The 22551-nt window shown below is 71.3% G+C and carries 22 protein-coding genes and 2 pseudogenes; 9 read left to right on the top strand and 15 right to left on the bottom strand.

Annotated elements, in window-relative coordinates:
* The first annotated feature begins 45 nt into the window (after nucleotides 1-45).
* Nucleotides 46-780, top strand: coding sequence for a VOC family protein (locus ACFU3E_RS20060; protein WP_384159646.1), 735 nt, complete (start codon nucleotides 46-48; stop codon nucleotides 778-780).
* On the opposite strand, the gene ACFU3E_RS20055 is transcribed toward ACFU3E_RS20060, so the two are convergent.
* The 6 genes from ACFU3E_RS20055 to ACFU3E_RS20030 form a co-directional block, all read right to left on the bottom strand.
* Nucleotides 777-2054 carry an RNA polymerase sigma factor gene (locus tag ACFU3E_RS20055; RefSeq protein ID WP_384159643.1) on the bottom strand — a complete coding sequence of 426 codons (1278 nt, stop codon included), beginning with the start codon at nucleotides 2052-2054 and terminating at the stop codon, nucleotides 777-779. The two genes, ACFU3E_RS20060 and ACFU3E_RS20055, sit on opposite strands and share 4 nt — an antisense overlap.
* 29 nt (nucleotides 2055-2083) lie before the next feature.
* Entirely contained in the window at nucleotides 2084-2497 is a 414-nt protein-coding gene (locus ACFU3E_RS20050; RefSeq protein ID WP_384159640.1) for a YciI family protein, read from the bottom strand.
* 386 nt (nucleotides 2498-2883) lie between these two features.
* Nucleotides 2884-3468, bottom strand: a complete 585-nt coding sequence (locus tag ACFU3E_RS20045) for a dihydrofolate reductase family protein (RefSeq protein ID WP_384159637.1) — start codon at nucleotides 3466-3468, stop codon at nucleotides 2884-2886.
* A 399-nt stretch (nucleotides 3469-3867) separates the two neighbouring features.
* The gene (locus ACFU3E_RS20040; RefSeq protein ID WP_384159634.1) at nucleotides 3868-4488 is read right to left on the bottom strand and encodes a GNAT family N-acetyltransferase; all 621 of its coding nucleotides are present in this window, start codon (nucleotides 4486-4488) and stop codon (nucleotides 3868-3870) included.
* A 530-nt stretch (nucleotides 4489-5018) separates the two neighbouring features.
* Entirely contained in the window at nucleotides 5019-6191 is a 1173-nt protein-coding gene (locus tag ACFU3E_RS20035) for a family 2 encapsulin nanocompartment cargo protein polyprenyl transferase (RefSeq protein WP_384159631.1), read from the bottom strand.
* 111 nt (nucleotides 6192-6302) lie between these two features.
* A complete protein-coding gene (locus ACFU3E_RS20030) occupies nucleotides 6303-7709 on the bottom strand; it encodes a family 2B encapsulin nanocompartment shell protein (protein WP_384159628.1) in 1407 nt (468 codons plus the stop codon).
* Nucleotides 7710-7965: 256 nt separating this feature from the next.
* Between ACFU3E_RS20030 and ACFU3E_RS20025 the strand changes: the two genes are divergently transcribed.
* Nucleotides 7966-8874, top strand: coding sequence for a 1-aminocyclopropane-1-carboxylate deaminase/D-cysteine desulfhydrase (locus tag ACFU3E_RS20025; RefSeq protein ID WP_384159625.1), 909 nt, complete (start codon nucleotides 7966-7968; stop codon nucleotides 8872-8874).
* A gap of 15 nt (nucleotides 8875-8889) precedes the next feature.
* Here the strand turns inward: ACFU3E_RS20025 and ACFU3E_RS20020 are convergent, their stop codons facing one another.
* A complete protein-coding gene (locus tag ACFU3E_RS20020) occupies nucleotides 8890-10488 on the bottom strand; it encodes a Na+/H+ antiporter (protein WP_384159622.1) in 1599 nt (532 codons plus the stop codon).
* Nucleotides 10489-10550: 62 nt separating this feature from the next.
* Here ACFU3E_RS20020 and ACFU3E_RS20015 point away from each other — a divergent pair, with 62 nt between their 5' ends.
* The 3 genes from ACFU3E_RS20015 (at nucleotide 10551) to ACFU3E_RS20005 (ending at nucleotide 12639) form a co-directional block, all read left to right on the top strand.
* Complete coding sequence (locus tag ACFU3E_RS20015) at nucleotides 10551-10811, top strand: UBP-type zinc finger domain-containing protein (protein WP_384159619.1); 261 nt, start codon at nucleotides 10551-10553, stop codon at nucleotides 10809-10811.
* Between the two features lie 260 nt (nucleotides 10812-11071).
* On the top strand, nucleotides 11072-11485 hold the full coding sequence (locus tag ACFU3E_RS20010; protein WP_003992877.1) for a hypothetical protein: 414 nt from the start codon (nucleotides 11072-11074) through the stop codon (nucleotides 11483-11485).
* Between the two features lie 17 nt (nucleotides 11486-11502).
* Nucleotides 11503-12639 carry an RNA polymerase sigma factor SigF gene (locus ACFU3E_RS20005; protein ID WP_384159613.1) on the top strand — a complete coding sequence of 379 codons (1137 nt, stop codon included), beginning with the start codon at nucleotides 11503-11505 and terminating at the stop codon, nucleotides 12637-12639.
* 3 nt (nucleotides 12640-12642) lie between these two features.
* Here the strand turns inward: ACFU3E_RS20005 and ACFU3E_RS20000 are convergent, their stop codons facing one another.
* Entirely contained in the window at nucleotides 12643-13092 is a 450-nt protein-coding gene (locus ACFU3E_RS20000; protein WP_384159610.1) for a hypothetical protein, read from the bottom strand.
* A 116-nt stretch (nucleotides 13093-13208) separates the two neighbouring features.
* Here ACFU3E_RS20000 and ACFU3E_RS19995 point away from each other — a divergent pair, with 116 nt between their 5' ends.
* Both ACFU3E_RS19995 and ACFU3E_RS19990 read left to right on the top strand, forming a co-directional pair.
* Nucleotides 13209-14177: a diacylglycerol/lipid kinase family protein gene (locus ACFU3E_RS19995; protein WP_384159606.1), complete on the top strand. Its 969-nt coding sequence runs from the start codon at nucleotides 13209-13211 to the stop codon at nucleotides 14175-14177.
* Nucleotides 14178-14499: 322 nt separating this feature from the next.
* Nucleotides 14500-14757: a WhiB family transcriptional regulator gene (locus ACFU3E_RS19990; RefSeq protein ID WP_016639615.1), complete on the top strand. Its 258-nt coding sequence runs from the start codon at nucleotides 14500-14502 to the stop codon at nucleotides 14755-14757.
* A gap of 186 nt (nucleotides 14758-14943) precedes the next feature.
* Here ACFU3E_RS19990 and ACFU3E_RS19985 read toward each other — a convergent pair whose 3' ends face one another.
* Both ACFU3E_RS19985 and ACFU3E_RS19980 read right to left on the bottom strand, forming a co-directional pair.
* Nucleotides 14944-16419: a sensor histidine kinase gene (locus ACFU3E_RS19985; RefSeq protein WP_384159603.1), complete on the bottom strand. Its 1476-nt coding sequence runs from the start codon at nucleotides 16417-16419 to the stop codon at nucleotides 14944-14946.
* A 341-nt stretch (nucleotides 16420-16760) separates the two neighbouring features.
* Nucleotides 16761-17450 (bottom strand): TetR/AcrR family transcriptional regulator, encoded by a 690-nt coding sequence (locus ACFU3E_RS19980; protein ID WP_384159600.1) that lies wholly within the window; start codon nucleotides 17448-17450, stop codon nucleotides 16761-16763.
* A gap of 97 nt (nucleotides 17451-17547) precedes the next feature.
* On the opposite strand from ACFU3E_RS19980, the gene ACFU3E_RS19975 reads away from it, so the two are divergent.
* Nucleotides 17548-18300: an SDR family oxidoreductase gene (locus tag ACFU3E_RS19975; protein ID WP_384159598.1), complete on the top strand. Its 753-nt coding sequence runs from the start codon at nucleotides 17548-17550 to the stop codon at nucleotides 18298-18300.
* Between the two features lie 87 nt (nucleotides 18301-18387).
* Here ACFU3E_RS19975 and ACFU3E_RS19970 read toward each other — a convergent pair.
* Nucleotides 18388-18670, bottom strand: a pseudogene (locus ACFU3E_RS19970) (glucosamine-6-phosphate deaminase); the annotation flags it as partial.
* A gap of 103 nt (nucleotides 18671-18773) precedes the next feature.
* Nucleotides 18774-18935 (bottom strand): annotated as a pseudogene (locus tag ACFU3E_RS19965) (glucosamine-6-phosphate deaminase); the annotation flags it as partial.
* A 262-nt stretch (nucleotides 18936-19197) separates the two neighbouring features.
* Here ACFU3E_RS19965 and nagB point away from each other — a divergent pair.
* Nucleotides 19198-19983, top strand: coding sequence for a glucosamine-6-phosphate deaminase (nagB, locus tag ACFU3E_RS19960; protein WP_384159595.1), 786 nt, complete (start codon nucleotides 19198-19200; stop codon nucleotides 19981-19983).
* A 77-nt stretch (nucleotides 19984-20060) separates the two neighbouring features.
* Here the strand turns inward: nagB and ACFU3E_RS19955 are convergent, their stop codons facing one another.
* The 3 genes from ACFU3E_RS19955 to ACFU3E_RS19945 all read right to left on the bottom strand — a co-directional run bounded on the left by ACFU3E_RS19955 (nucleotide 20061) and on the right by ACFU3E_RS19945 (nucleotide 22543).
* Nucleotides 20061-20606, bottom strand: a complete 546-nt coding sequence (locus ACFU3E_RS19955) for a hypothetical protein (protein ID WP_384159592.1) — start codon at nucleotides 20604-20606, stop codon at nucleotides 20061-20063.
* Nucleotides 20603-20851, bottom strand: coding sequence for a helix-turn-helix transcriptional regulator (locus tag ACFU3E_RS19950; RefSeq protein ID WP_030851643.1), 249 nt, complete (start codon nucleotides 20849-20851; stop codon nucleotides 20603-20605). The genes ACFU3E_RS19955 and ACFU3E_RS19950 overlap by 4 nt, the downstream gene beginning before the upstream one ends.
* A gap of 153 nt (nucleotides 20852-21004) precedes the next feature.
* Complete coding sequence (locus tag ACFU3E_RS19945; protein ID WP_384159588.1) at nucleotides 21005-22543, bottom strand: glycoside hydrolase family 3 protein; 1539 nt, start codon at nucleotides 22541-22543, stop codon at nucleotides 21005-21007.
* Nucleotides 22544-22551 lie beyond the last annotated feature (8 nt).

Genomic DNA, 22551 nt, shown 5'->3' with positions numbered 1-22551 from the left:
AAGGTTCACACAGGTGGCGGTGGTGCGCCCCTCTACGATCGCGCCATGAGGATCATCTGGACGTACGCCTTCATCGACCGCCCGCGCGAGGCCTTCGGCGCCGCCCGCGACTTCTGGACGGCGGTCACGGACACCCGCCTGTCCGAACTGCGCGGGGAGCACGACGAGTTCGTCACCCTGCTCCCCGGCGGCGCCGACGCGTACGTCAAGGTGCAGGCGGTCGGTGCGGGTCCGGGCGGTGCGCACATCGACTTCTGTGTGGACGACGTACCGGAGTTCGCCGCCGCGGCGGTACGGCTCGGCGCGCGTGTGGTGGCCGACCTCGGGTCGCTCGTCGTGCTGCGTTCGCCGGGCGGGCAGTTGTTCTGCGCGGACCCCTGGCGGGGGCAGTCGTCGCGGCCGGCCGTGGTGCGGGGCAGCCGGCTCGACCAGGTGTGCGTGGACGTCCCGGCCTCGGCCTTCGGGGCGGAAGTCGCCTTCTGGAGCGCGCTGCTCGACGGCTGGGAGTCGCTGCCGGGCACCCTGCCGGAGTTCCACGTGGTCAAGCCGCCACCCGGTATGCCCGTCCGTCTGCTCCTGCAACGCCTCGACGAGGAACGCCCGGCCTCCGCCCACCTCGACCTCGCCTGCGCGGACGTCGCGGAGACCCGGGCGCGGCACGAGGAACTCGGGGCCGCCTTCGTGGCGGGCTTCTCCCGCTGGACGGTGATGCGCGACCCGGCGGGCGGCACGTACTGCCTGACGACCCGGGATCCGGCGACGGGCGGGCCGCGCGGCTAGGGTCTGTCGTGTGGATCAGGCCGCAGGGAGGCGACGGTGCTGGTGCCCCGGCACTGGTCGCTCAACCGCGCCGCCCGGGCCCTGAGATAGCGCTGCTCGGGCAGGCTGAGGGTCTGCGCGGCCGCCGACTCGTAGGCGGCCCGGGCCGCTGCGGGCTCGCCCGCGCGCTCCAGCAGATGACCTCGTACGGCGTCCAGGCGGTGGCCCTTCAACTCGTGGGCCAGGGCGCCCACTTCGGTCAGGCCAGCGTGCGGGCCGTGCACCATGGCGACGGCGACGGCGCGGTTGAGGCGTTCGACCGGGCCGGGGACCAGGCCGACGAGGACGTCGTAGAGGCCGAGGATCTCGGCCCAGTCGGTCTCCTCGGGCGCGGATGCCTCGTCGTGCACGGCGGCGATCGCGGCCCGCAGTTGGAACGGCCCCGGGCGGCCCCTGGACAGGGCCCGGGTGACCAGCGCGACGCCCTCCTCGATCGCGGACCGGTCCCAGCGGCCGCGGTCCTGCTCGTCGAGGGGGATCAGCTCGCCGTGCGGACCACTGCGCGCATCGCGACGGGCGTCGGTGAGCAGCATGAGTGCGAGCAGACCGGCCACCTCGCAGTCGCCGGGCAGCAGCCGGTGGACCGTACGGGTCAGCCGCACGGCCTCGCCCGCGAGGTCGCGGCGCTGCAGCGCGGCACCGGAAGTGGCCGTGTAGCCCTCGTTGAAGATCAGGTAGAGGGTCTGCAGGACGGACGGCAGCCGTTGCTCCCATCGGTCCGGGCGGCCGAAGCGCACGCCCCGCACCTTCTGCTTGGCCCGGCTGACGCGCTGCGCCATCGTCGCCTCCGGGACCAGATAGGCCCGGGCGATCTCCGCCGTGGTCAGACCGCCCACGGCTCGCAGCGTGAGTGCGATCTGCGCGGGCGGCGACAGGTCCGGGTGGCAGCACAGGAACAGCAGCGAGAGCGTGTCGTCCTCGCGGGGCGCCCGCTCCCCGGGCGGCGGCGCCGTGCAGGCGCCCCGCGGCGTGAGTGCCGCCGCCCGCTCCTCGCGCTGCCGCCGGGCCTGATCGCTGCGCAGGGCGTCGGTGAGCCGCCGCGATGCCACCTTGATCAGCCAGCCGCGCGGATTGCCGGGCACACCGGCCGAGGGCCACTGTCCGGCCGCCGCGAGCAGCGCCTCCTGTACGGCGTCCTCTGCGGCGTCGAAGTGCCCGTAGCGTCTGACCAGCGCGCCGAGGACCTGCGGCGCGTTCCGGCGCAGCAGGTCCTCGATCTCGGGTGTGCTCCTCACCGGCACGTCCGTCGGCGTCGTCCTGACCCTCAGATGTCCCCGGAGCCGTCCATGATCGGACGGATCACCACCGGGTGGTTGGGGGCACCGGCCGGCTGGGGGCAGCGGGAGACGCGGTCGGCGATCTCCGTGACCCGCTCCAGGCTCTCGCACTCCAGAACCCAGTAGCCGGCCAGCAGTTCCTTGGTCTCGCTGTACGGCCCGTCGGTGATCACGGCCTTGCCGTCGTCACCGAGGGTGACGTGCCGGGTCTGGGCCGGCTCGGCCAGGCCCTGTCCGTCGACGAGCTCGCCGCTCTCGGAGAGGTCGTCGTTGATGGCGCCCATGTAGGCGAACATGGTCTGCAGCTCCTCCTCGCTCCAGGCCGGGGAGTCCGCGGACGCCTTGCCGCGCATGGCTTCGTAGTCCGCCTGTGTGCCCTGCACCATGACCAGGTACTTCATCAGTCCGCTCCTTCGGCTCTCACCGCCCCGGTGGGCGGCTCTTCACAGGGACGTCGGAGCCGGGCCGCGCATCTCGACACGGGCTCAGGGATTTTTCGCGGCGGTTTCCCCGGGGGCCGGTCCGGGCGGGGTGGTGGCGGGTGGGGGCTGTTTCCCCGAGGGCCGCGGAACCTTGCCCCGGGCGGGCACCTTCGACGGTGTGGCCGCTCGCGGCGTCTTCCGTGTCGCAGGCCCCGCACTCGGGGTTGCGGCAGGGGCCCGCCACCCGTCGTGGCACCCATGCGCCCAGCATCCGTGGCGCCCGACGACCGCTTCCACTGGCTGTCCGCAGTGGGGACAGACGTGTCCTTCGCTGCCCATGCCCTCAGCGTAGGCCGGTCGGGTGCTCAGCGCTTCCTGCTGTACGTACGCACCAGCGCGCCGTTGCCGAACGTGTGCACCGACTCCAGGGTGAAGTCCGAGATCGCGACCCCGGAGCCGAACATCGGCATCCCCGAGCCGTACACCATCGGGTAGGTCTTGATGACGAGCTCGTCGATCTCGTCGAGCAGTTCACCTGCGACCTTCGAGCCGCCGCACAGGTAGATGCCGAACGCGCTCTCCTCCGCCTTCAGTTCGCGGACCCTGCCGACCAGGTCGTCCGCGATGATCTCGACGTTCGGGTCGGGCGACTCCGTCAGGGTGCTGGAGGCGACGTACTCGCGCAGATGGGCGTAGGGGCTGGTGATGCCCTCCTTCAGGGCGAGGTCGTAGCTGCCCCGCCCCTGGATGATGGTGTCGAACCGCTTGTTCGGCTGGTCGTCGATGCCGAGGGCCCGGCGGCCGTGGGTAGGCACGGTCTCCGGGTATTCCGCCTTGATGAAGGCGAGGTACTCCTCGTCGAGGAAACGGATCATCGACGTTCCGTCGCCGCCCGGGTCCCCGATGAAGCCGTCGAGGGAGCAGGCGATGTAGTACGTGAGCTTTCGCAAGCCGGTCTCTTTCCGTAGGCCGCCGCTGTAATGACTTCAGTTGTAGTACTCCCCCTGTAGTGGTTGCAAGGTGTTTTGCGTGAGCCGCCGAAAGTGGCAAGTGGGACTCCGCATGGTCGCGGCTTCGGGCTCCGGACCGCACGCGTCGACGCCGGCAGCGAGCGGCGGCCTGATGACCTCCTGCGGCCGGCCGGTGCTCGGGGACCCGGAGGAGCCCGTGGAACTGCACCGCACCCTGCTCGACGAATGGCCTACCCCCACCGGCGCCCTACACCTCAGAAGCCGGACGCCAGGCCGCGCTCCCGGGCTGGCTGGACTGGTACACCGCCACCGGCCCCATGCCGGCATCGACGGCCACACCCGAGCCGTCCGCGTCACCGACCTGCCCGGACGGCACACCTAGGAGGTGGGCCGGTGCTCCCTGGGCTCGCGCCACATGGGCCACATCGACGGGCCGTCCGGGAGGTCGAGAACCGGGCCGGCGGGCTCGAAGCCGAGGCGCTCGTACAGCTTGCGGCTGCGGGCGTTGCTGGCCTCCAGGTAGGCGGGCAGCCCCTCACGGTCGCAGCGGGCGAGGACGGCCTCGATGAGCGCGGTACCGAGGCCCTCGCCCTGGCGGCCGGGAACCACGCCGATCATCCACAGGTACTCGTGGGCTCGCCCGGTGGGATGGATGGCGGCCGTCAGCCGGCCGATCGCCTCGATGCGCTCGTTGTCCGGGTCGACGGCCGCCCGCACCTGGGCCGGACCTTCGTCCTCGGCGTCGTGGTCGTCGGGCCCCTCGCCGGCGGGCATGGAGAGCCACAGCGCGCAGGCCGAGCCGTCCTCGGTGAGGTCGACGCGGCCTGCTGCGAGCACGATGTCGGTGAACGCGGCCATGAGCCCGGGGTGCTTGGCACGGCGGTCCTCCGCGCCGGGGAAGACCCAGCCGCTCACGGGGTCGTCCTGGAACGCCTCGTCCAGAAGCCGGACGATCAGCTCCCTGTCCCCGTCGCCCGCCGCCCGGATGGCCACACCCATGCCCGCCCCCTTCGCTCGTCCCGACGGGCGTTGATCGTAGGGGGATTGGCCCTCACGGAGGGGTTCGAGCAGGATCTTGGCGGAATTCGATCGAGCGTTTACCCGAACTCGACCGATACGGGAAGGGGGCGGGCCCCGCACACCGTGGGGAAGTGCGGGACCCGCCGGCCGGAGTCCGGCAGCCGTGCGGGGTCAGGAGCCGCACGGCCCCGGCGCTCCGGGGTCCTGCCCTTCGGTCGCCCGAAGGGGCGTCGCTGGTACAGCCGATCTCCGGCCGCTGCCGAGCATCGGCTGCGGACCGCCATCTACTGCCGACGGCCGTTCACTGCTACCGGCCATCGGTGCGTACGGCCGACGACCGTCGCGTGCGGCCCGTCATCGGCCGTCGGCGGTCGTCGGCTGCTCGCGGCCGGTCATCACCGCACCCGCTGGCTGCTGTCGTACGACAACTGCCGCGGGCCTTCCACCACTGCGAGCCGTCCACCGGCTCGGGCCGTCCACCGGCTCGGGCCGTCCACCGGCGCGGGCCGTCAACTGCTGCGCCGTGTCACGAACTCGGCGAGGGCCAGCAGGCCGCCCGCCGCCTCCGGGTCCGGCACCGCCCGGGCCAGCTGCTGCATCGCCCGGGCCATCCGGTCGGCCGCCTGTCCCTGAGCCCAATCACGGCCGCCCGCGCGCTCCACGGTCAGGGCGATGTGATCCAGGTCCTCCTTCTCTCTGGGTCGTGCGTACAGTTCGGCGAGTTCGGCCCCCGCCGGTGTGCCGGAGGCGAAGGCCGCCACCACCGGCAGTGACTTCTTGCGGGCGGCCAGGTCGGCACCGACGGGCTTGCCGGTGCGACGCGGCTCGCCCCATATGCCGATGACGTCGTCGATGAGCTGGAAGGCGAGCCCGGCCTCCCGGCCGAACCCGTCCAGCGCCGCCACTTCCGCGTCCGATGCACCCGCGTAGAGCGCACCGATCGCGCAGGCGCTCCCGAGCAGGGCGCCCGTCTTGGCCTCCGCCATGGCGAGCACCTCGTCGAGCGTGACCTCTGCGGGGGCGCGCCTCTCCATGGCCGTGTCCGCGTGCTGCCCCGCGCACAGTTCGACCACGCAGTCGGCGAGCCGGGCGGCGGCGGCCTGGGACGCCGGGTGCGGGTCCTGGGCGAGCAGCCGCAGGGCCAGTGCCTGCAGGGTGTCCCCGGCTAGGATGGCGTCGGCGTCGCCGAACACGGTCCACGCGGTGGGGCGGTGGCGGCGCATGGTGTCCCGGTCCATCACGTCGTCGTGCAGCAGCGTGAAGTTGTGGACCAGCTCCACCGCGGCGGCCGCCCGAGCCGCCCCCACCCTAGCCTCGGACCCGCCGAGGGCTGCCGCCGCGGCGAGGACCAGCGCGGGACGGATCGACTTGCCGGAGCCTCCCTCCGCCGGGGTGCCGTCAACCTGCTCCCAGCCGAAGTGGTAGAGCGCGATCCGGCGCAGCGGCCCGGGCAGCGAGCCGAGCGCGGCCCGCAGCACCGGGTCGACCTCCGCCCGGGCCCGCTCCAGCAGCATGACCGCCTCGTGCCCGTCGGCCGCTGCCGCCCGGCCGTCCCGCTGCGTCCCGATGGGCCCCCGCCTCTCCGGCTTCCCGGCCGCCTGCCGGGGCTCGGCGCCACGCTGCCCACCGGGGGCGGGCAGCGTCGTCTCCGTCCTGGACTCCGTGAGGGAGGACTCACCCATGGGACCACCTCGGAGAATGAGCGGACGGTGGCGCTTCCGCTGCCGCTGGGCTCGTACCCCGAGGATGTACCCGGCCTGGCGGGCGGGGACACGGCCGGCATACCGGGAGCGTCACTGCCAGCGGCCGATCTCGACGTTCTCCAGGACGCCGAGCGCGTCCGGGACCAGGACCGCGGCCGAGTAGTAGGCCGTGACCAGGTACTTGATGATGGCCTGTTCGTTGATGCCCATGAAGCGCACCGACAGGCTCGGCTCGATCTCGTCGGGGATGCCGGTGGCGCGCAGGCCGATGACGCCCTGGTCGGCCTCGCCGGTACGCAGGGCGATGATGGACGTCGTGCGGGCGTCCGAGACCGGGATCTTGTTGCACGGGAAGATCGGCACACCGCGCCAGGTCGGGATGCGGTTGCCGGCCATGTCGATGGTCTCGGGAACCAGTCCGCGCTTGTTGAGCTCGCGGCCGAACGCGGAGATGGCGCGCGGGTGGGCGAGGAGCATCTTGGTGCCGCGGCGCCTGCTGAGCAGCTCGTCCATGTCGTCCGGGCCGGGCACGCCGTCGTGCGGCTGGATCCGCTGGTCGTACTCGCAGTTGTGCAGGAGCCCGAAGTCGCGGTTGTTGATGAGCTCGTGCTCCTGGCGCTCCTTCAGCGCCTCGACCGTCAGCCGGATCTGCTGTTCGGTCTGGTTCATGGGCTGGTTGTACAGGTCGGCCACGCGCGTGTGGATGCGCAGCACCGTCTGCGCGACGCTCAGTTCGTACTCACGGGGCCGGGCCTCGTAGTCGACGAAGGTGTGCGGGATGTCCGGCTCACCGGAGTGGCCGGAGGAGAGGTCGATCTCCTTCTCGCCGTACTTGTTGGAACGCTGCGAGGGGATCGAGCGGAGCTGCTGAAGGTGCTCGCGCAGGGTGCCCGAGCGCTCGACGACCTGCGCGAACTCCTGGCGGGGCAGCACGAGGACGGTGCACGCGGTGAGGGCGCGGGCCGTGTACTCCCAGATCGCGTCCTCGTTCAGCAGCGCGTCGTCGCCGAAGTAGGCGCCGTCGGCGAGGACTCCGAGGGACTCGTCCTCCCCGTAGGGACCCGTGCCGACTTTCTCCACCCTGCCGTGCGCCAGGAGGTACACCTCGTCGGACGGGCTGCCGAACGAGGCGATCACCTCGCCCGCCGCGATCTCCCGCTGCTCGCAGCGGCGGGAGATCTCGAAGAGCACCTCCTCGTCCTCGTACGACCGCAGCGCCGGCAGCTCGCCGAGCTCGGCTGGGATGATCTCGACACGGTCGCCGGTCTTCACGAACGTCAGCCGGCCGTCGCCCACGGCGAACGTCATCCGGCGGTTCACCCGGTAGGTACCCCCCTGGATGTCGACCCACGGCAGCATCCGCAGCAGCCAGCGGGAGCTGATCTCCTGCATCTGTGGCACGGACTTGGTCGTGGTGGCCAGGTTCCGCGCGGCCGCCGTGCCGAGACTCTGCTGCGGCTTGGTCTGCTCCGTGCGGACCTCTTCGCCTACCGACATAGAGAACTGCCCTCCCGGTTGTGACCGACGCCCATATGCCTCGGGCATCGATGTGCACGGGCAAGCCTTCCGCACTCGACGTCGCGGTGCTATTACCCGAAAGAGCGGGAATGGATCTTCGCGCTGCTGGGCAGAGGGAGCCCGTTTCGGTGTTCGAGAGCGCCCGGGTCGGGGCCTCGGATCAGGTGCCGGGCCCCGGAGCAGGGAGTCGGCCCCCGAGCTCCCTGCTCCCCCGCTCCCGAGTGACAATGGGCCGGTGACCAGCCCCGACACCCCCGGACTCGCCGCGCTGCACCCCCGGCTCCCCTCGCCGGTGCAGGAGGTCGTGGACGGCCGGTTCGAGCGCCGGGGCGTTCGGCTGCTGCTGAAGCGGGACGATCTGATCCACCCGGAGCTGGTCGGCAACAAGTGGCGCAAGCTCGCGCCGAACCTGACCGCGGCGGGCGGCCGTACCGTCGTCACGTTCGGCGGCGCCTGGTCCAACCATCTGCGCGCGACGGCCGCGGCCGGCCGGCTGCTCGGCATCACCACGGTCGGTGTCGTACGCGGCGACGAGCTGGCCGTCCGGCCCCTCAACCCCTCGCTGGCCCGCTGCAGGGCCGACGGCATGCGGCTGCACTTCGTCGACAGGGCGACGTATCGCCGCAAGTCCGAGCCTCGGACCCTGGCCGGCATCCTGCGCACGGCGGACGCCGAGGAGGCGTACGTCGTCCCCGAGGGCGGCAGCAACGCCGAGGCCGTACGAGGCTGCCGGGCGCTCGGCGCCGAACTGCACGGCCGCTCCGAGGCCGTCGCCGTGGCGTGCGGCACCGGCGGCACGCTCGCGGGGCTGGCCGCCGGTCTCGCTCCCGGTCAGCGCGCCCTGGGCGTGCCGGTACTCAAGGGCGGCTTCCTGACCGCCGAGACGGAAGCCCTGCAGCGGGAGGCCTTCGGTGGCCGGATCGGCGCCTGGAGCCTGGACGACCGCTTCCATTTCGGCGGCTACGCGCGCGTGCCGGCCGAGCTCGACGCCTTCGCGGCGGACTTCGAGCATCGGCACGGCCTGCCCGTCGAGCGTCTGTACGTCGCCAAACTGCTGTACGGACTCGTCGCGCTGGCCGGCGAAGGCGCCTTCCCGCGCGGGACGGCGGTGGCGGCCGTGGTCACCGGCCGGCCCTTCCCCTGAGTGACCGCTCCATCGTCACACGGCCTCCCGGAAGGCCGCAGCCTCCTCCAGGTCCAGCCTGCGCAGGAGCGTCCGCAGCATCTCGTCGTCGATGTAGCGGCCGTCCCGGAGCTTGACGAACACGTCGCGCTCGGCGCTGATCATCTCCCGCGACAGCCGCCGGTAGGTGTCGTCGACGGACTCCCCGGTGATCGGGTTGGCCTGCCCGAGCCGCTCCCAGACGGCGTTGCGGCGGCGCTCCAGGACGATGCGCAGCCGGTCGGCGAGCGGGGCGGGAAGGGCGTTGCGCTCGTCGGTGAGGAGCTCGTCCAGGCGCCGTTCGGCTGCCCGGGAGGCCTGCGCCTGGGCGTTGGCCTCGGCGAGTGTCTCGGTCTGGGCGTCCCGCCCGGGGAACTTCAGCAGCCGGATCAGCGGAGGCAGGGTCAGGCCCTGGACCACCAGGGTCCCGATGACCGTCGTGAAGGTCAGGAACAGGATGAGGTTGCGCTGCGGGAAGGGCTCCTCGCCGTCGTGCATGGTGAGCGGGATCGAGAAGGCGATGGCCAGTGAGACCACACCCCGCATCCCGGCCCACGCGATGACGAAGGGCCCCTTCCAGGTCGGGTTCTGCTCCCGTTCCCGCACCCGGGCCGACAGCAGCCGGGGCAGGAAGGTGGCCGGGTACACCCAGACGAACCTGGCCGCGACGACGACCAGGAAGACGGCGACCGCGTACCAGGCCGCCTCGACGCCCTCGTACTCCCCGAGGCCCTTCAGGACCACCGGGAGCTGCAGGCCGATCAGCGCGAACACCGCCGACTCCAGGACGAAGGCGACCATCTTCCAGACCGCCTCCTCCTGCAGACGCGTGGCGAAATCGACCTCCCACGCGCGGTGCCCCAGGTAGAGCGCGACGACCACGACCGCGAGGACACCCGAGGCGTGCGCCTGCTCGGCGACGGCGTACGCGACGAAGGGGATCAGCAGGGAGAGCGTGTTCTGCAGCAGTGCCTCCTTCACGTGCGTGCGCAGCCAGTGGATCGGCGCCATCAGCAGCAGTCCCACCACGACGCCGCCGATCGCCGCGAGCAGGAACTCGCCGATGCCCCCGGCCCAGGTCGCGCCCTCGCCGACCGCGGCCGCCAGGGCCACCCGGTAGGCGGTGATCGCGGTGGCGTCGTTCAGCAGGGACTCGCCCTGGAGGATCGTGGTGACCCGTGACGGCAGCCCCACCCGGCGGGCCACCGCCGTCGCCGCGACCGCGTCGGGGGGCGCCACCACCGCCCCGAAGACCAGGGCCGCGGTCAGCGGCATGCCCGGCACTATCAGGTACAGGGCCCAGCCGACGACGAAGGTCGCGAACAGCACGTACCCGACGGACAACATCGCGACCGGCCGCAGCTGCGCCCGCAGGTCGAGGTAGGAACTGTCGATGGCGGCCGTGTGCAGCAGCGGGGGCAGGATGAGCGGCAGGACGACGTGCGGGTCGAGCGTGTACCCGGGCACCCCGGGGACGTAGCTGACCGCCAGTCCCACGGCCACCAGCAGCAGCGGCGCCGGCACCGGGATGCGGCGCGCCGCCGCGGCGGTCACGGCACTGCCCGCCACGAGCAGCAGCAGCGGCATCACGCCCATCGTTCTCGCCCGCCCTCATTTTCCGACGCGGTCTTCCGCCCGACCGTCGTAACCTGGCAATCATGAAACAGTGCACGCACGCCGCCGCGCTGCCGCACCCCGAACCCGGCCCGCTGAGCGAGACGTGTCCGGAGTGCTTGGCGGAGGGCCTGGATCCGGTGCAGCTACGGCTGTGCCTCAGCTGCGGTCACGTCGGCTGCTGCGACTCCTCGCCGGGACGGCACGCGGCGGAGCATCATAAGGAGTCCGGTCACCCCGTGATGCGGACGCACGAGCCCGGAGAGACCTGGCGTTGGTGCTTCGTCGACCACGTCCTGGCGTGACACGACAGGACCCCGGCGCCGGACGGTTCGGCCGTCTGACGTCTGGGTACGTCAACCCGGCGCGCGCTCTTCCCATTTGGGCCCGCCCAACCCCTAGACACGGAGCGTATCCGCAGGTTTACTGTGAGTGACGACAAGGGGTTGGGGTCCCGGGGACAAGACCGTCGAGAGCGCGATAGCGTCACCGCTGAACCACGTATCGCGTTATCCCGGGGGGCGACCCTCGGCCCTGAAACGCTTGTACCACCATGGAGGTGAGGGTGTCCCAGATCGCAGGCGAGCCCGCGACCCAGGACTTCGTGGAAGTCCGGCTGCCGGCCGCGGGTGCCTACCTGTCGGTGCTGCGTACGGCCACGGCCGGTCTCGCGGCCCGTTTGGACTTCACCCTCGACGAGATCGAGGATTTGCGCATCGCGGTGGACGAGGCCTGCGCGATCCTGCTTCAGCAGGCCGTGCCCGGCTCGGTGCTCAGTTGTGTCTTCCGCCTCGTCGACGACTCACTCGAGGTCACCGTCTCGGCGCCGACCACAGATGGCCATGCCCCTTCGCGGGACACGTTCGCCTGGACCGTTCTGTCCGCTCTCGCGGGCAAGGTCTCCTCCGCCGTGGACAAGGACAAAACCGTTTCGATCAGCCTCTACAAACAGCGCGGCGCGGGACCCGGGCCGGCGTGAGGAGCGAGGACGGGCCGGTGCGGGACGAAGAGCGCGGCACACGAGAGCTGCCGGCCGAGGGCACGGGCACGAGCGGCCCGAGCGGTGCCCGGCGCATGGCGGACGGCATCGACGGCATTCCCGAGCAGGCCCGCCCGCATCCTGAGGACGACTCCGCGGGGGCCGTCCTCCCGGGCGGCGGGCGGCTGGACCGGGACGGTGCCGTGCGGAGCGCGCCTCCGGGCGGGGGGATCACCGCGTCCCCGGCCCAGGGGGGTCCCCCCACTCGCGAGAAGTCGAGAGTGGCGGAGGAGGCGAGGGCTCGGGGAAGGGCGACGGGCGGGACGATGAGCGAGCACGAGCGACACTCCGAGGATCAGGCGCCGCGCGCACACCACGCACCAGGTGCGCACCACGGCTCTCCGGACCGCAGCGGGGCGCGCGAGATGTTCCTCAAACTGCGCACCCTGAGCAGCGGCAGCCCCGAGTACGCGGAGCTGCGCAACCAGCTGGTCCGGATGCATCTGCCGCTCGTGGAGCATCTGGCGCGCCGCTTCCGCAACCGCGGCGAGCCGCTGGACGACCTCACCCAGGTCGCCACGATCGGCCTGATCAAGTCGGTCGACCGTTTCGACCCGGACCGCGGCGTGGAGTTCTCGACGTACGCGACCCCGACGGTCGTCGGCGAGATCAAGCGGCACTTCCGCGACAAGGGCTGGGCGGTGCGCGTCCCGCGCCGGCTGCAGGAGCTGCGCCTGGCGCTGACCACGGCCACGGCCGAGCTCTCGCAGCTGCACGGCCGCTCCCCCACGGTCCACGAGCTCGCCGAGAAGCTGGCGATCTCGGAGGAGGAGGTCCTGGAGGGCCTGGAGTCCGCCAACGCGTACTCCACGCTGTCCCTGGACGTCCCCGACACCGACGACGAGTCCCCGGCGGTCGCGGACACCCTCGGCGCGGAGGACGAGGCGCTGGAGGGCGTGGAGTACCGGGAGTCCCTCAAGCCGCTGCTGGAGGATCTCCCGCCGCGTGAGAAGCGGATCCTGCTGCTGCGGTTCTTCGGCAACATGACCCAGTCGCAGATCGCGCAGGAGGTCGGCATCTCCCAGATGCACGTCTCCCGGCTGCTGGCGCGCACGCTGGCACAGCTGCGGGAGAAGCTCCTCGTCGAGGAGTGACGGCTACTTCTCCAGGCTGCCGGGGTTGCCGGGCCCGCGGATCCCGAGGGCCCGGGTCGTCTCGGGGTTCACCAGCAGCACGAGCGACGCGACGGCCACGACCGCGAGGGCGATCCCGCCCGGAATGGCCATGCTGTCGGCCTGCAGCAGGTTGTAGGCCACCGGCAGCGCCAAGAGCTGGGTGATCACGGCCGGACCGCGGCTCCAGCTGCGCAGGGCGAGCAGTCCGCGGGCCGCGAGCAGCGGGAGCAGCGCGAGCACCATCAGCGTGATGCCCCCGGTCACGGCCTGCTGCCGGTCGTCCGGGTGGCCCGTGAGACCGAGGACGAGGATCCAGACGCCGCCGACGACGAGCGCGAGCCCCTCCAGTGCGGCCAGCAGCGCGGCGTACGTCAGACGCCGGGGGCGGGGACCGGTGGTTTCCTCGGTGGTGGGGGTCTGCTCACTGCTCACCCCTGAAGAGTAGCCCTCGTCGTACGCGCCCCCCGTGCCGAGGTTCGCCCCCGCCCTCTTACCGGATCCCTACCTCGGTATGGGCCAGGTACCCCCCAGTAGGTACGCTGCCAGTCATGCGTGCACTTCTCGTGGTCAATCCGGCGGCAACCACCACAAGTGCGCGCACACGCGACGTACTGATCCACGCTCTCGCCAGCGAGATGAAGCTGGAAGCGGTCACCACCGAGTACCGCGGTCACGCGCGCGACCTGGGCCGGCATGCGGCGGACAGCGACGACATCGACCTGGTGGTGGCCCTCGGCGGCGACGGCACGGTCAACGAAGTGGTCAACGGCCTCCTGCACGCCGGTCCCGCTCCGGGCCGTCTGCCCGGCCTCGCCGTGGTCCCGGGTGGTTCCACCAACGTCTTCGCCCGCGCCCTGGGCCTGCCCAACGACGCCGTGGAGGCCACCGGAGCCCTGCTGGACGCCCTGCGCGACGGCAGTGAACGGACCGTCGGCCTCGGTCTGACCTCGGGCACGCCGGGCACGGAGGACGAGGCGGTGCCGTCCCGCTGGTTCACCTTCAACGCGGGGCTCGGCTTCGACGCCGGTGTGGTGGGCCGCGTGGAGCAACATCGCGAACGCGGCCTGAAATCCACACACGCTCTTTACGTGCGCCAGGTCGTGCGCCAGCTCCTCGGCGAGCCGAACCGGCGCACCGGGACGATCACGCTGGAGCGAGCCGGCGAAGACCCGGTCACGGATCTGGTGCTGTCCATAGTCTCGAACACCTCGCCCTGGACGTTTCTGGGGAATCGCCCGATCTACGCGGCACCTAAAGCCTCGTTCGATACCGGCCTCGATCTCTTCGGTCTCAGCCGCCTTTCCACCGCGGCGGTTGCCCGGTATGGCACCCAGTTGCTCACTTCGTCCCCCGAGCGTGGCCCCCATGGCAAGCACGCCACCTCCCTGCATGACTTGACAGAGTTCACCTTGCATTCGAAGGTCCCGCTGCCCCTCCAGATGGACGGTGACCACCTGGGGCTGCGAACAAGCGTGACGTTCACAGGCGTACGCCGTGCACTGCGTGTGATTGTGTGAGCAGAACTGGCTAAAGTCCTTTCACTCGAACGTTTAGGCCAGGATCCACCCCATGGAAGTACGGCTGTGACCTAGTCGACACCGAAGAATCAAAAAAAACTTTCCGGAAGGGGTTGTGTCCGCCGCTGAGGTTTGCGAGTCTCTACATGGCGATCGGGACGGCCCGCAACACCGGCCTCCACTGATCACCAGAACCCCTCTTCAACTCACAGGACCTACGTCAGGGAACCTGGCGGTCGGCCCTTCACTTGTTGAGGGATTCGTGAAAGCGTTCACATTCACAAGCAAGCCCTGCACGTAATACCAAGGAGAGGTAGCAGCCATGGACTGGCGTCACAACGCCGTTTGCCGCGAGGAAGACCCCGAGCTCTTCTTCCCCATCGGCAACACCGGTCCTGCGCTGCTGCAGATCGAGGAAGCCAAGGCCGTCTGCCGTCGCTGCCCGGTGATGGAGCAGTGTCTGCAGTGGGCGCTCGAGTCCGGCCAGGACTCCGGCGTCTGGGGTGGTCTCAGCGAGGACGAGCGCCGCGCCATGAAGCGCCGCGCCGCCCGCAACCGGGCCCGTCAGGCCTCCGCCTGACAACCCACCCCTGCTGACAGCCTGAGCTTGGCGGCGCGTACAGCGAGTACGCATCTCCCGCCCCCGAGCCGCAGCGCGCAGTTCCCCCGATGCGCTTAGTTAAGCAGCAACGAGCTTTAGCCCCGGGCCACTTGGTGGCTCGGGGCTCATTGCCGTTCCGGCCCCTTGCCCAGACCTCGGATTCCGCTACTTCTGGGACCGCACCGGGATGTCCAGGATCACCCGGGTGCCGCGCTCCGGCGCCGGGACCATGTCGAAGGTGCCGCTCAACTCGCCCTCCACCAGGGTCCGCACGATCTGCAGGCCGAGATTGCCGGCGGTGTGCGGATCGAACCCTTCCGGCAGGCCGGCCCCGTCGTCCTGGACCGTGACCAGCAGCCGGGCTTCCTTGGTCGTACCGCCGCGGACCGCCGAGACCTCGACCGTGCCCGTGTCGCCCTCACGGAAGCCGTGCTCCAGCGCGTTCTGCAGCACCTCGGTCAGCACCATCGACAGCGGCGTGGCGACCTCGGCGTCGAGAATGCCGAAGCGGCCGGTGCGTCGGCCCGCGACCTTGCCCGGGGAAATCTCCGCGACCATGGCCAGCACGCGATCGGCGATGTCGTCGAACTCCACCCGCTCGTCGAGGGTCTGGGAGAGCGTCTCGTGCACGATCGCAATCGAACCGACGCGCCGCACCGCCTCTTCGAGGGCCTCGCGCCCGCGGTCGGACTCGATGCGCCGGGCCTGCAGGCGGAGCAGCGCAGCCACCGTCTGGAGGTTGTTCTTGACGCGGTGGTGAATCTCCCGGATCGTGGCGTCCTTGGTGATCAACTCGCGCTCTCGGCGACGCAGTTCGGTGACGTCGCGGAGCAGGACGAGGGACCCGATGCGGGTGCCCTTCGGCTTGAGCGGGATCGCACGGAACTGGATGACGCCGTCGGTGGCCTCGATCTCGAACTCACGCGGCGCCCAGCCGCTGGCGACCTTGGCGAGTGCCTCGTCCACCGGGCCCCGGGTCGGGGCGAGTTCGGCGGTGGTCTTGCCCAGGTGCTGGCCGACGAGGTCGGAGGCGAGCCCGAGGCGGTGGTAGGCGGACAGGGCGTTCGGGGAGGCGTACTGGACGATGGCGTCGGCGTCGAGCCGGATCAGGCCGTCGCCCACCCGGGGCGAGGCGTCCATGTCGAGCTGCTGGTTCGCGAACGGGAAGGACCCGGCAGCGATCATCTGCGCGAGGTCGGAGGCGCTCTGCAGATAGGTGAGTTCCAGGCGGCTCGGGGTGCGCACGGTGAGGAGGTTGGTGTTGCGCGCGATGACCCCGAGGACGCGCCCCTCCCTCCGTACGGGAATCGACTCGACCCGGACGGGGACCTCCTCGCGCCACTCGGGATCACCCTCGCGCACGATCCGGCCCTCGTCGTGGGCGGCGTCCAGCATCGGACGCCGGCCACGTGGGACGAGGTGGCCCACCATGTCGTCCTGGTACGAGGTCGGGCCGGTGTTGGGCCGCATCTGGGCGACCGAGACGTACCGGGTGCCGTCGCTGGTGGGGACCCACAGGACCAGGTCTGCGAAGGAGAGGTCGGAGAGCAGCTGCCACTCCGAGACCAGCAGATGAAGCCACTCGAGATCGGTGTCGTCGAGGGCGGTGTGCTGGCGTACGAGTTCGTTCATGGAGGGCACGTGTGCGAGCGTACCCGGGGGTTCGTACGGCCCTGAAACACCCGCGGGCCGCGGCGCCTGAGAGGGACCCTCAACCCTCTCGGCACCGCAGCCCGGAGCAGCATCGGCCGTGGGGTGTGCGGTCCCGTTCGGCCGAAGGATGAGGAGCCGGGGCAGTCAGGGCAGAGAGCCTCGGTTCCTCGGTCCGCCTTCCTGTGCGGGGAAGGCGGAGGCTGGTGCGCGTTGCACGCGCTCTCGTTACGCATTGTGGACTAGACCACTTACGGGTGTCCATGCGTGCGAGGCTGTTCGTTGTTGTCATTTCCGCGACGCGTCGGACGCACTGTCGTCCGGCAGGCAGCCTAACCCGTGTGGGTTCCTGTGCGGGGCCAGATGGACAGGGCAATTTCCACGACGGCCTCCAGTTCCTCCCGGCTCGCCCCGTCGCGTGCCTGTTGTGACATGCCCTGGATCATCGCTCCGGTGTGACGGGCCAGGGCGGCGGCGTCGGTGGTCGGCGGCAGCACTCCGGCGGCCACATCGTCCTTTATACGACTCTCGAACGCGGCGATGTTGGCGTTGCGGCGGTCTCGCAGCGACTGCTCCACCTCGGGGTTCGAGCAGTTCGCGGCAGCGTGGACGACGAGGCAGCCGTGCGGGTGGCCGGGTTCGGTGTACGCGGTGGCGGCCTCGCGCAGGGTCCGCTCGACGGCGGCCCGTGCGGTGGCTTCCTCGGCGAGGGCGCGTTCGGTGAAGGATCCGTACCCCGCGCCGTAGACACGGACGACCTCTTCGAAGAGGGACCGCTTGTCACCGAAGGCCGCGTAGAGGCTGGGGGCCCCGATGTCCATGACGCGGGTGAGGTCGGAGACGGACGTGGCCTCGTAACCGCGCTCCCAGAAGGCCAGGAGGGCCTTCTCCAGCGCGGTCTCGCGATCGAAGGAGCGGGGACGGCCGCGGGGCCTGGTCCCGGCCTTGCCGTCCCCAGCGGCTGTCGCGCCGGCGGCGTCAGGCCCCTTCACGGCCTTCGTGGTTGCGTCGTCGTTCACCATGGGGTGCATTTTATAGCGGGCACTAGAGAAATGTCGGCGGACTGCTGTACGGTCATTTCTGTAACGACCGATAGAAAATTGAGAAGGGGGTGCCGCCATGGGCGTGCTCACAGGCAGGACCGCACTCGTCACGGGGGCGAGCAGGGGCATCGGGCGAGGGATCGCCGAGCGGCTGGGGCGCGACGGCGCACGGGTCGCGGTGCACTACGGCAGGAACGAGAGGGCGGCGAAGGAGACGGTAGCGGCGATCGAGAGGGCCGGGGGCTCGGCGTTCGTGGTGGGCGTGGAGCTGGGGGTGCCGGGGGACGCCGAGGCTCTGTGGGAGGAGTTCGACCGGCACGCGGACGGGCTGGACATCCTGGTGAACAACGCGGGGGTCGCCAACGCGCGGCCGATCGGGCAGCTGGAGGAGCGGGAGTTCGACGAGGTCTTCGCGGTGAACGTGAAGGCGCCGTTCTTCATCCTCAAGCACGGCATGACGCGCCTGCGGGACGGCGGCAGGGTCGTCAACGTCTCCTCGGGTCTGGCCCGTACGGCGGTGATGCCGGACTACGTGGCGTACGCGATGACGAAGGGCGCGCTGGACGTCCTCTCACGGGACCTGTCCAAGGTGCTGGGGAGCCGGGGCATCACGGTGAACTCGGTGGCGCCGGGGATCATCGACACGGACAACACGGCAGCGCTGCTGCACGGCAGCCCCGACGGACGGGCGAAGGCCGCGGCGATATCGGCGCTGGGCGGGGTGGGCGAGCCTGCCGAGGTCGCCGACGTGGTGGCATTCCTGGTGTCGGACGGGGGGCGCTGGGTGACTGGCAGCTGGGTGGATGTGACGGGGGGTTCGCTCACGTAGGCACGGTGGCCGGGCTGCGGGGTGGGCCTCAGTGGCCGCAGTGGCCAGGCCGCCCCGGCCGCGATGGCGTTCGGGAACTCCCCCTCCTCAGCGAGTCTCCGTCACCTTCGCCAGTGCGCGGGGCTCACCCGGGTCCTGGCCCCGGGCGATGGTGACCTCGTAGGCCAGGAGCTGGTGATCTCCAGCACGGGTTGGACCTCCTCGGCCACGTCGTCCGCGGGCAGGACGAAGCCGGCCGATGCCTGCTCGACCTGGTGCCGGGGCTGATGACGACGAGGCCGGCGCCGCGGCCGCGCAGTCGGTCCAGGACGGGCTGGAGCGTTTCGCCTCCCTTCCCGTCGGTGACCACGGCGATGACCGGAGAGACGTTGCCGCACGGCCAAGGAAGCCGCCCTCAAGATGATGGAGACCAGCTACATCCCCGCCCTCTCCTACTCCGGCGCGGATTTTCTGCACGGGCCGCTCGCCATGGTGCCGCAGCCGCGGGAGGTGATCACCATGCGCTCGGCGAAGCGGTAGCGGGCGGCGAGGGTGCGCACCTCGTCCTGCCGGGCGAGCCGTTGCCCTGCGAGGTCCGGCAACACCTGCGCGGGCGCGCCGTCGCCTCCGCACAGGCCCTCGACGATGAGGTGGAGCGGGGCGGCTGCAGACCCATTCCACTCCCCCGGGCAGGACAGCGCCCGCCCGGGTGGTCTCGATTCCCCCGCCACACCCCGTGCGGAGCGGCACTGTTCACCCCCTGGTGACCTGACCGGCAGGCCGGCGCTGCTCGCGTGAGAGCGGCGGCCTTCACCCTGGGAGGGACAGGACCGCTCTGTTAGATTGGTCTAAACCACCACACGACCCCTCCCAGGTCCAGTCCCAGTTGAGCACTCCTCTCAGATCGGCAGGCCCAGCGTGGAAGTTGTCATCGTTCCGGACGCCAAGGCGGGTGGCGAGCTCATCGCCGAGGCCATGGCCCAGCTGCTCCGGCGTAAGCCCGGCGCCCTGCTCGGCGTGGCCACCGGCTCGACGCCGCTGCCCGTGTACGAGGCGCTGGCGGCGAAGGTGCGCTCCGGTGCCGTGGACGTCGGGCGGGTCCGGATCGCGCAGCTCGACGAGTACGTGGGGCTACCCACCGATCATCCGGAGTCGTACCGCTCGGTGCTGCGGCGTGAGGTGCTGGAGCCGCTCGGGATCGGGATGGACCAGTTCACGGGTCCGGACGGCACTGCGGAGGACGTGCAGGGCGCGTGCGAGGCGTACGACAAGGCGCTGTCCGACGCGGGGGGTGTGGACCTGCAACTGCTCGGGATCGGGACCGACGGGCACATAGGGTTCAACGAGCCGTGCTCGTCGCTGGCCTCGCGGACGCGGATCAAGACGCTGACCGAGCAGACCCGCATCGACAACGCGCGCTTCTTCGACGGTGACATCGAGCAGGTGCCGCACCACGTGATCACGCAGGGCATCGGCACCATCCTGGAGGCCCGGCATCTGGTGCTGCTCGCCACCGGCGAGGGCAAGGCGGACGCGGTCGCGGCCACGGTGGAGGGGCCGATCGCCGCGGTGTGCCCCGCGTCCGCGCTGCAGCTCCACCCGCACGCGACCGTCGTCGTCGACGAGGCCGCCGCGTCGAAGCTGAAGCTGGCGGACTACTTCCGGCACACCTACGCCAACAAGCCGGGGTGGCAGGGGATCTAGGAACTCCCACCGGCACCGGACCCCACCGGCGCTTCCCGGCCACCTGATCCGAACGAGAGCCCTGGCGGCCGAGAGCCCTAACGGCCGAGGGCCCCAGGCTCCAGTGCGTCGTCGTCGGCCGGCTCGTCCTGGGCGCGCCAGCCGGCCACCCACAGGGGCATCAGCCAGTGAGCGACGAGGACGGCGATGAGCAGGGGTGCGGCGTAGGCCTTCGGGGCGTCGCCCGCGACCCCTCCCGTGATCAGCAGGGTGACCGCCGCCGCGGCCAGGAGCAGGGTCGTCACGTGGTGGGCCCGGGCCAGAACGCGGTTGCGTTCTGCCGACTGGCGTTCGTCCAGCGCGCGTTCGCGCAGTTCCAGCAGGCCCCGCGTGGCGATGTTGATCACGCCGGTCGCGACCATCCAGGGCAGCAGCAGCACCGCCATCACGGCCACGGCCCACAGCGGCTCGCCCTCGGCGAGGAAGAGGTAGGTCATCAGGCCGCCGATGGCCACGGTGAGGGTGAGATGGGCGGTGACGGCCAGGCGGCGGCGCGTTGCTGTGGCGTACCAGGCCGCTGCGTGGCGGTCGTTCATCAGCCGCAGCATGCTCCGGTCGTAGCGGGTCAGGCGTGTCGTCGTCATGGCTGGTTCCTCCCGTAGACCTCGTCCGTGAGCGGGCGGAACGGTTCGAGGGAGAACAGGGCCTCGACCGGCAGGCCGAAGAACTTCGAGATCTTCAGCGCCAGGTCGAGGCTCGGGTTGTACTGCCCCCGCTCGATGTAGCCGATGGTCTGGTAGTGGGCTCCCACTGCCTCGGCCAGGCTCTGGCGCGACACCTTGTGCTCGGCGCGCACCACGGCCAACCTGTTGTGCACCTGCTCGCTCATGTATAAGAAATACTACATTCAGAGGTAGAGTGACAACCACGAACCCGGTTGTTGCCGCTGCGAGCGGAGGCGGTCAGTGGTGGTGGCCATGGCGGCCGGGGCTCTCCACGGGCGTCACGCCGGGGCGGGTCCACTGCGGTGGGGGGCGTGCCCTCACAGCCCCGGGACCCCGGCGATCACCTCGGCCGCCGCCCGGCCGCAGACGCGGGCCGCACCGTGGGTGGCGATGTGCAGGGCGCCGCGCGGAGATGCCTGGGGGACGCCCATCTCGACCACGACGGTGTCGGGGCGGGCCGCCAGCAGGGTGTCGAGGGCGGAGGCCATCCAGGGGTGGCGGTGTTCGTCACGGACCACGGCGACGATGCGGCGGGGGCCGGCCGCCTGAAGCGCGGCCCGTCCGGCGCTCTCGCCGGCCGCGCTCGCCGGGCCGTCCCCGGCCGAGAAGCTGCCCGTCACCGTGCCCGGCAGGAGGTGGATCAGCTCCGCGGCGATGCCCCACGGGGTCTCGTCGCCCACCGCGATGTTGGCGACGGGGGTGAGGGCGGCGACGTAGGGCGGTTCGGTGAGGGGTTTGACGGTGTCCGGGTTGCCGAGGCCGGGCGCGGCGGTCACGGTGAGGGCGCGGCGAGCGGCGTGCAGGCCGATCTCGGTGCCGTGGGTGTCCTCGGCCGGGCGCCCCGCCGTGCCCGCCCAGCGGGCCAGTGCCCGTACCCGGCCGGCGGCCCCGGCGAGGCGTTCCTCCGGGAGTTCGCCCGCGCGCACGGCCGCGACCAGGGCGTCCCGCAGGCGCAGGACGGTCGCGTCGTCGGCGAGACCGCCGCCCACGCAGATCGCGTCGGCGCCCGCGGCGATGGCGAGGACACTGCCGTGTTCGATGCCGTAGGTGCCCGCGATGGCGCGCATCTCCATGCCGTCGGTGACGATGAGGCCGTCGTAGCCGAGCTCGCCGCGCAGCAGGCCCGTGAGGATGCGGCGGGAGAGGGTGGCCGGGCGGTCGGGGTCCAGGGCGGGGACCAGGATGTGGGCGCTCATGACGGCCCGGGTGCCGGCGGCGATGGCGGCGCGGAAGGGGGTCAGTTCGCGGTCGGCCACCACCTCGGCGGAGACGTCGATGCGCGGCAGGGCGTGGTGGGAGTCGACGGCTGTGTCGCCGTGGCCCGGGAAGTGCTTGGTGCAGGCGGCGACTCCGGCGGACTGCAGGCCCGTCACATAGGCCGCGGTGTGCCGGGAGGCCAGGCCGGTGTCGGCGCCGAAGGAGCGGACGCCGATGACCGGGTTGCGGGGGTCGGAGTTGACGTCGGCGGACGGGGCCCAGTTGAGGTTGACGCCGCAGGCGGCGAGGCGGCGGCCCAGTTCGTGGGCGACCTGGTGCGTCAGCTCCACGTCGTCGACCGCGCCGAGCGCGTGGTTGCCCGGGAAGGAGGAGCCGCTGCGCACCTCCAGGCGGGTCACGTCACCACCCTCTTCGTCGATCGCGACGAGGACGTCTTCGCGCTCGGCCCGCAGCTGGGCGGTCAGGGCGGCCAGTTGGCCGGGGGAGGCGATGTTGCGGCCGAACAGTCCCACGGAGGCGAGGCCCTCACCGAGGCGGCGCAGCAGCCAGTCGGGGGCGGTGGTGCCGGTGAAGCCGGGCTGGAGGACCGTCAGGGCGTCGCGGGTGAGCGTGTCGGTGCCGCTGGTGAGTGTCGTCATCGAGTGGG

It is taken from the genome of Streptomyces sp. NPDC057424, assembly GCF_042803315.1.
In the GTDB taxonomy this organism is placed as follows: Bacteria; Actinomycetota; Actinomycetes; order Streptomycetales; family Streptomycetaceae; genus Streptomyces.
Note: the sequence above shows the minus strand (reverse complement) of the source record. Positions and strands in the feature narration are given on the sequence as shown.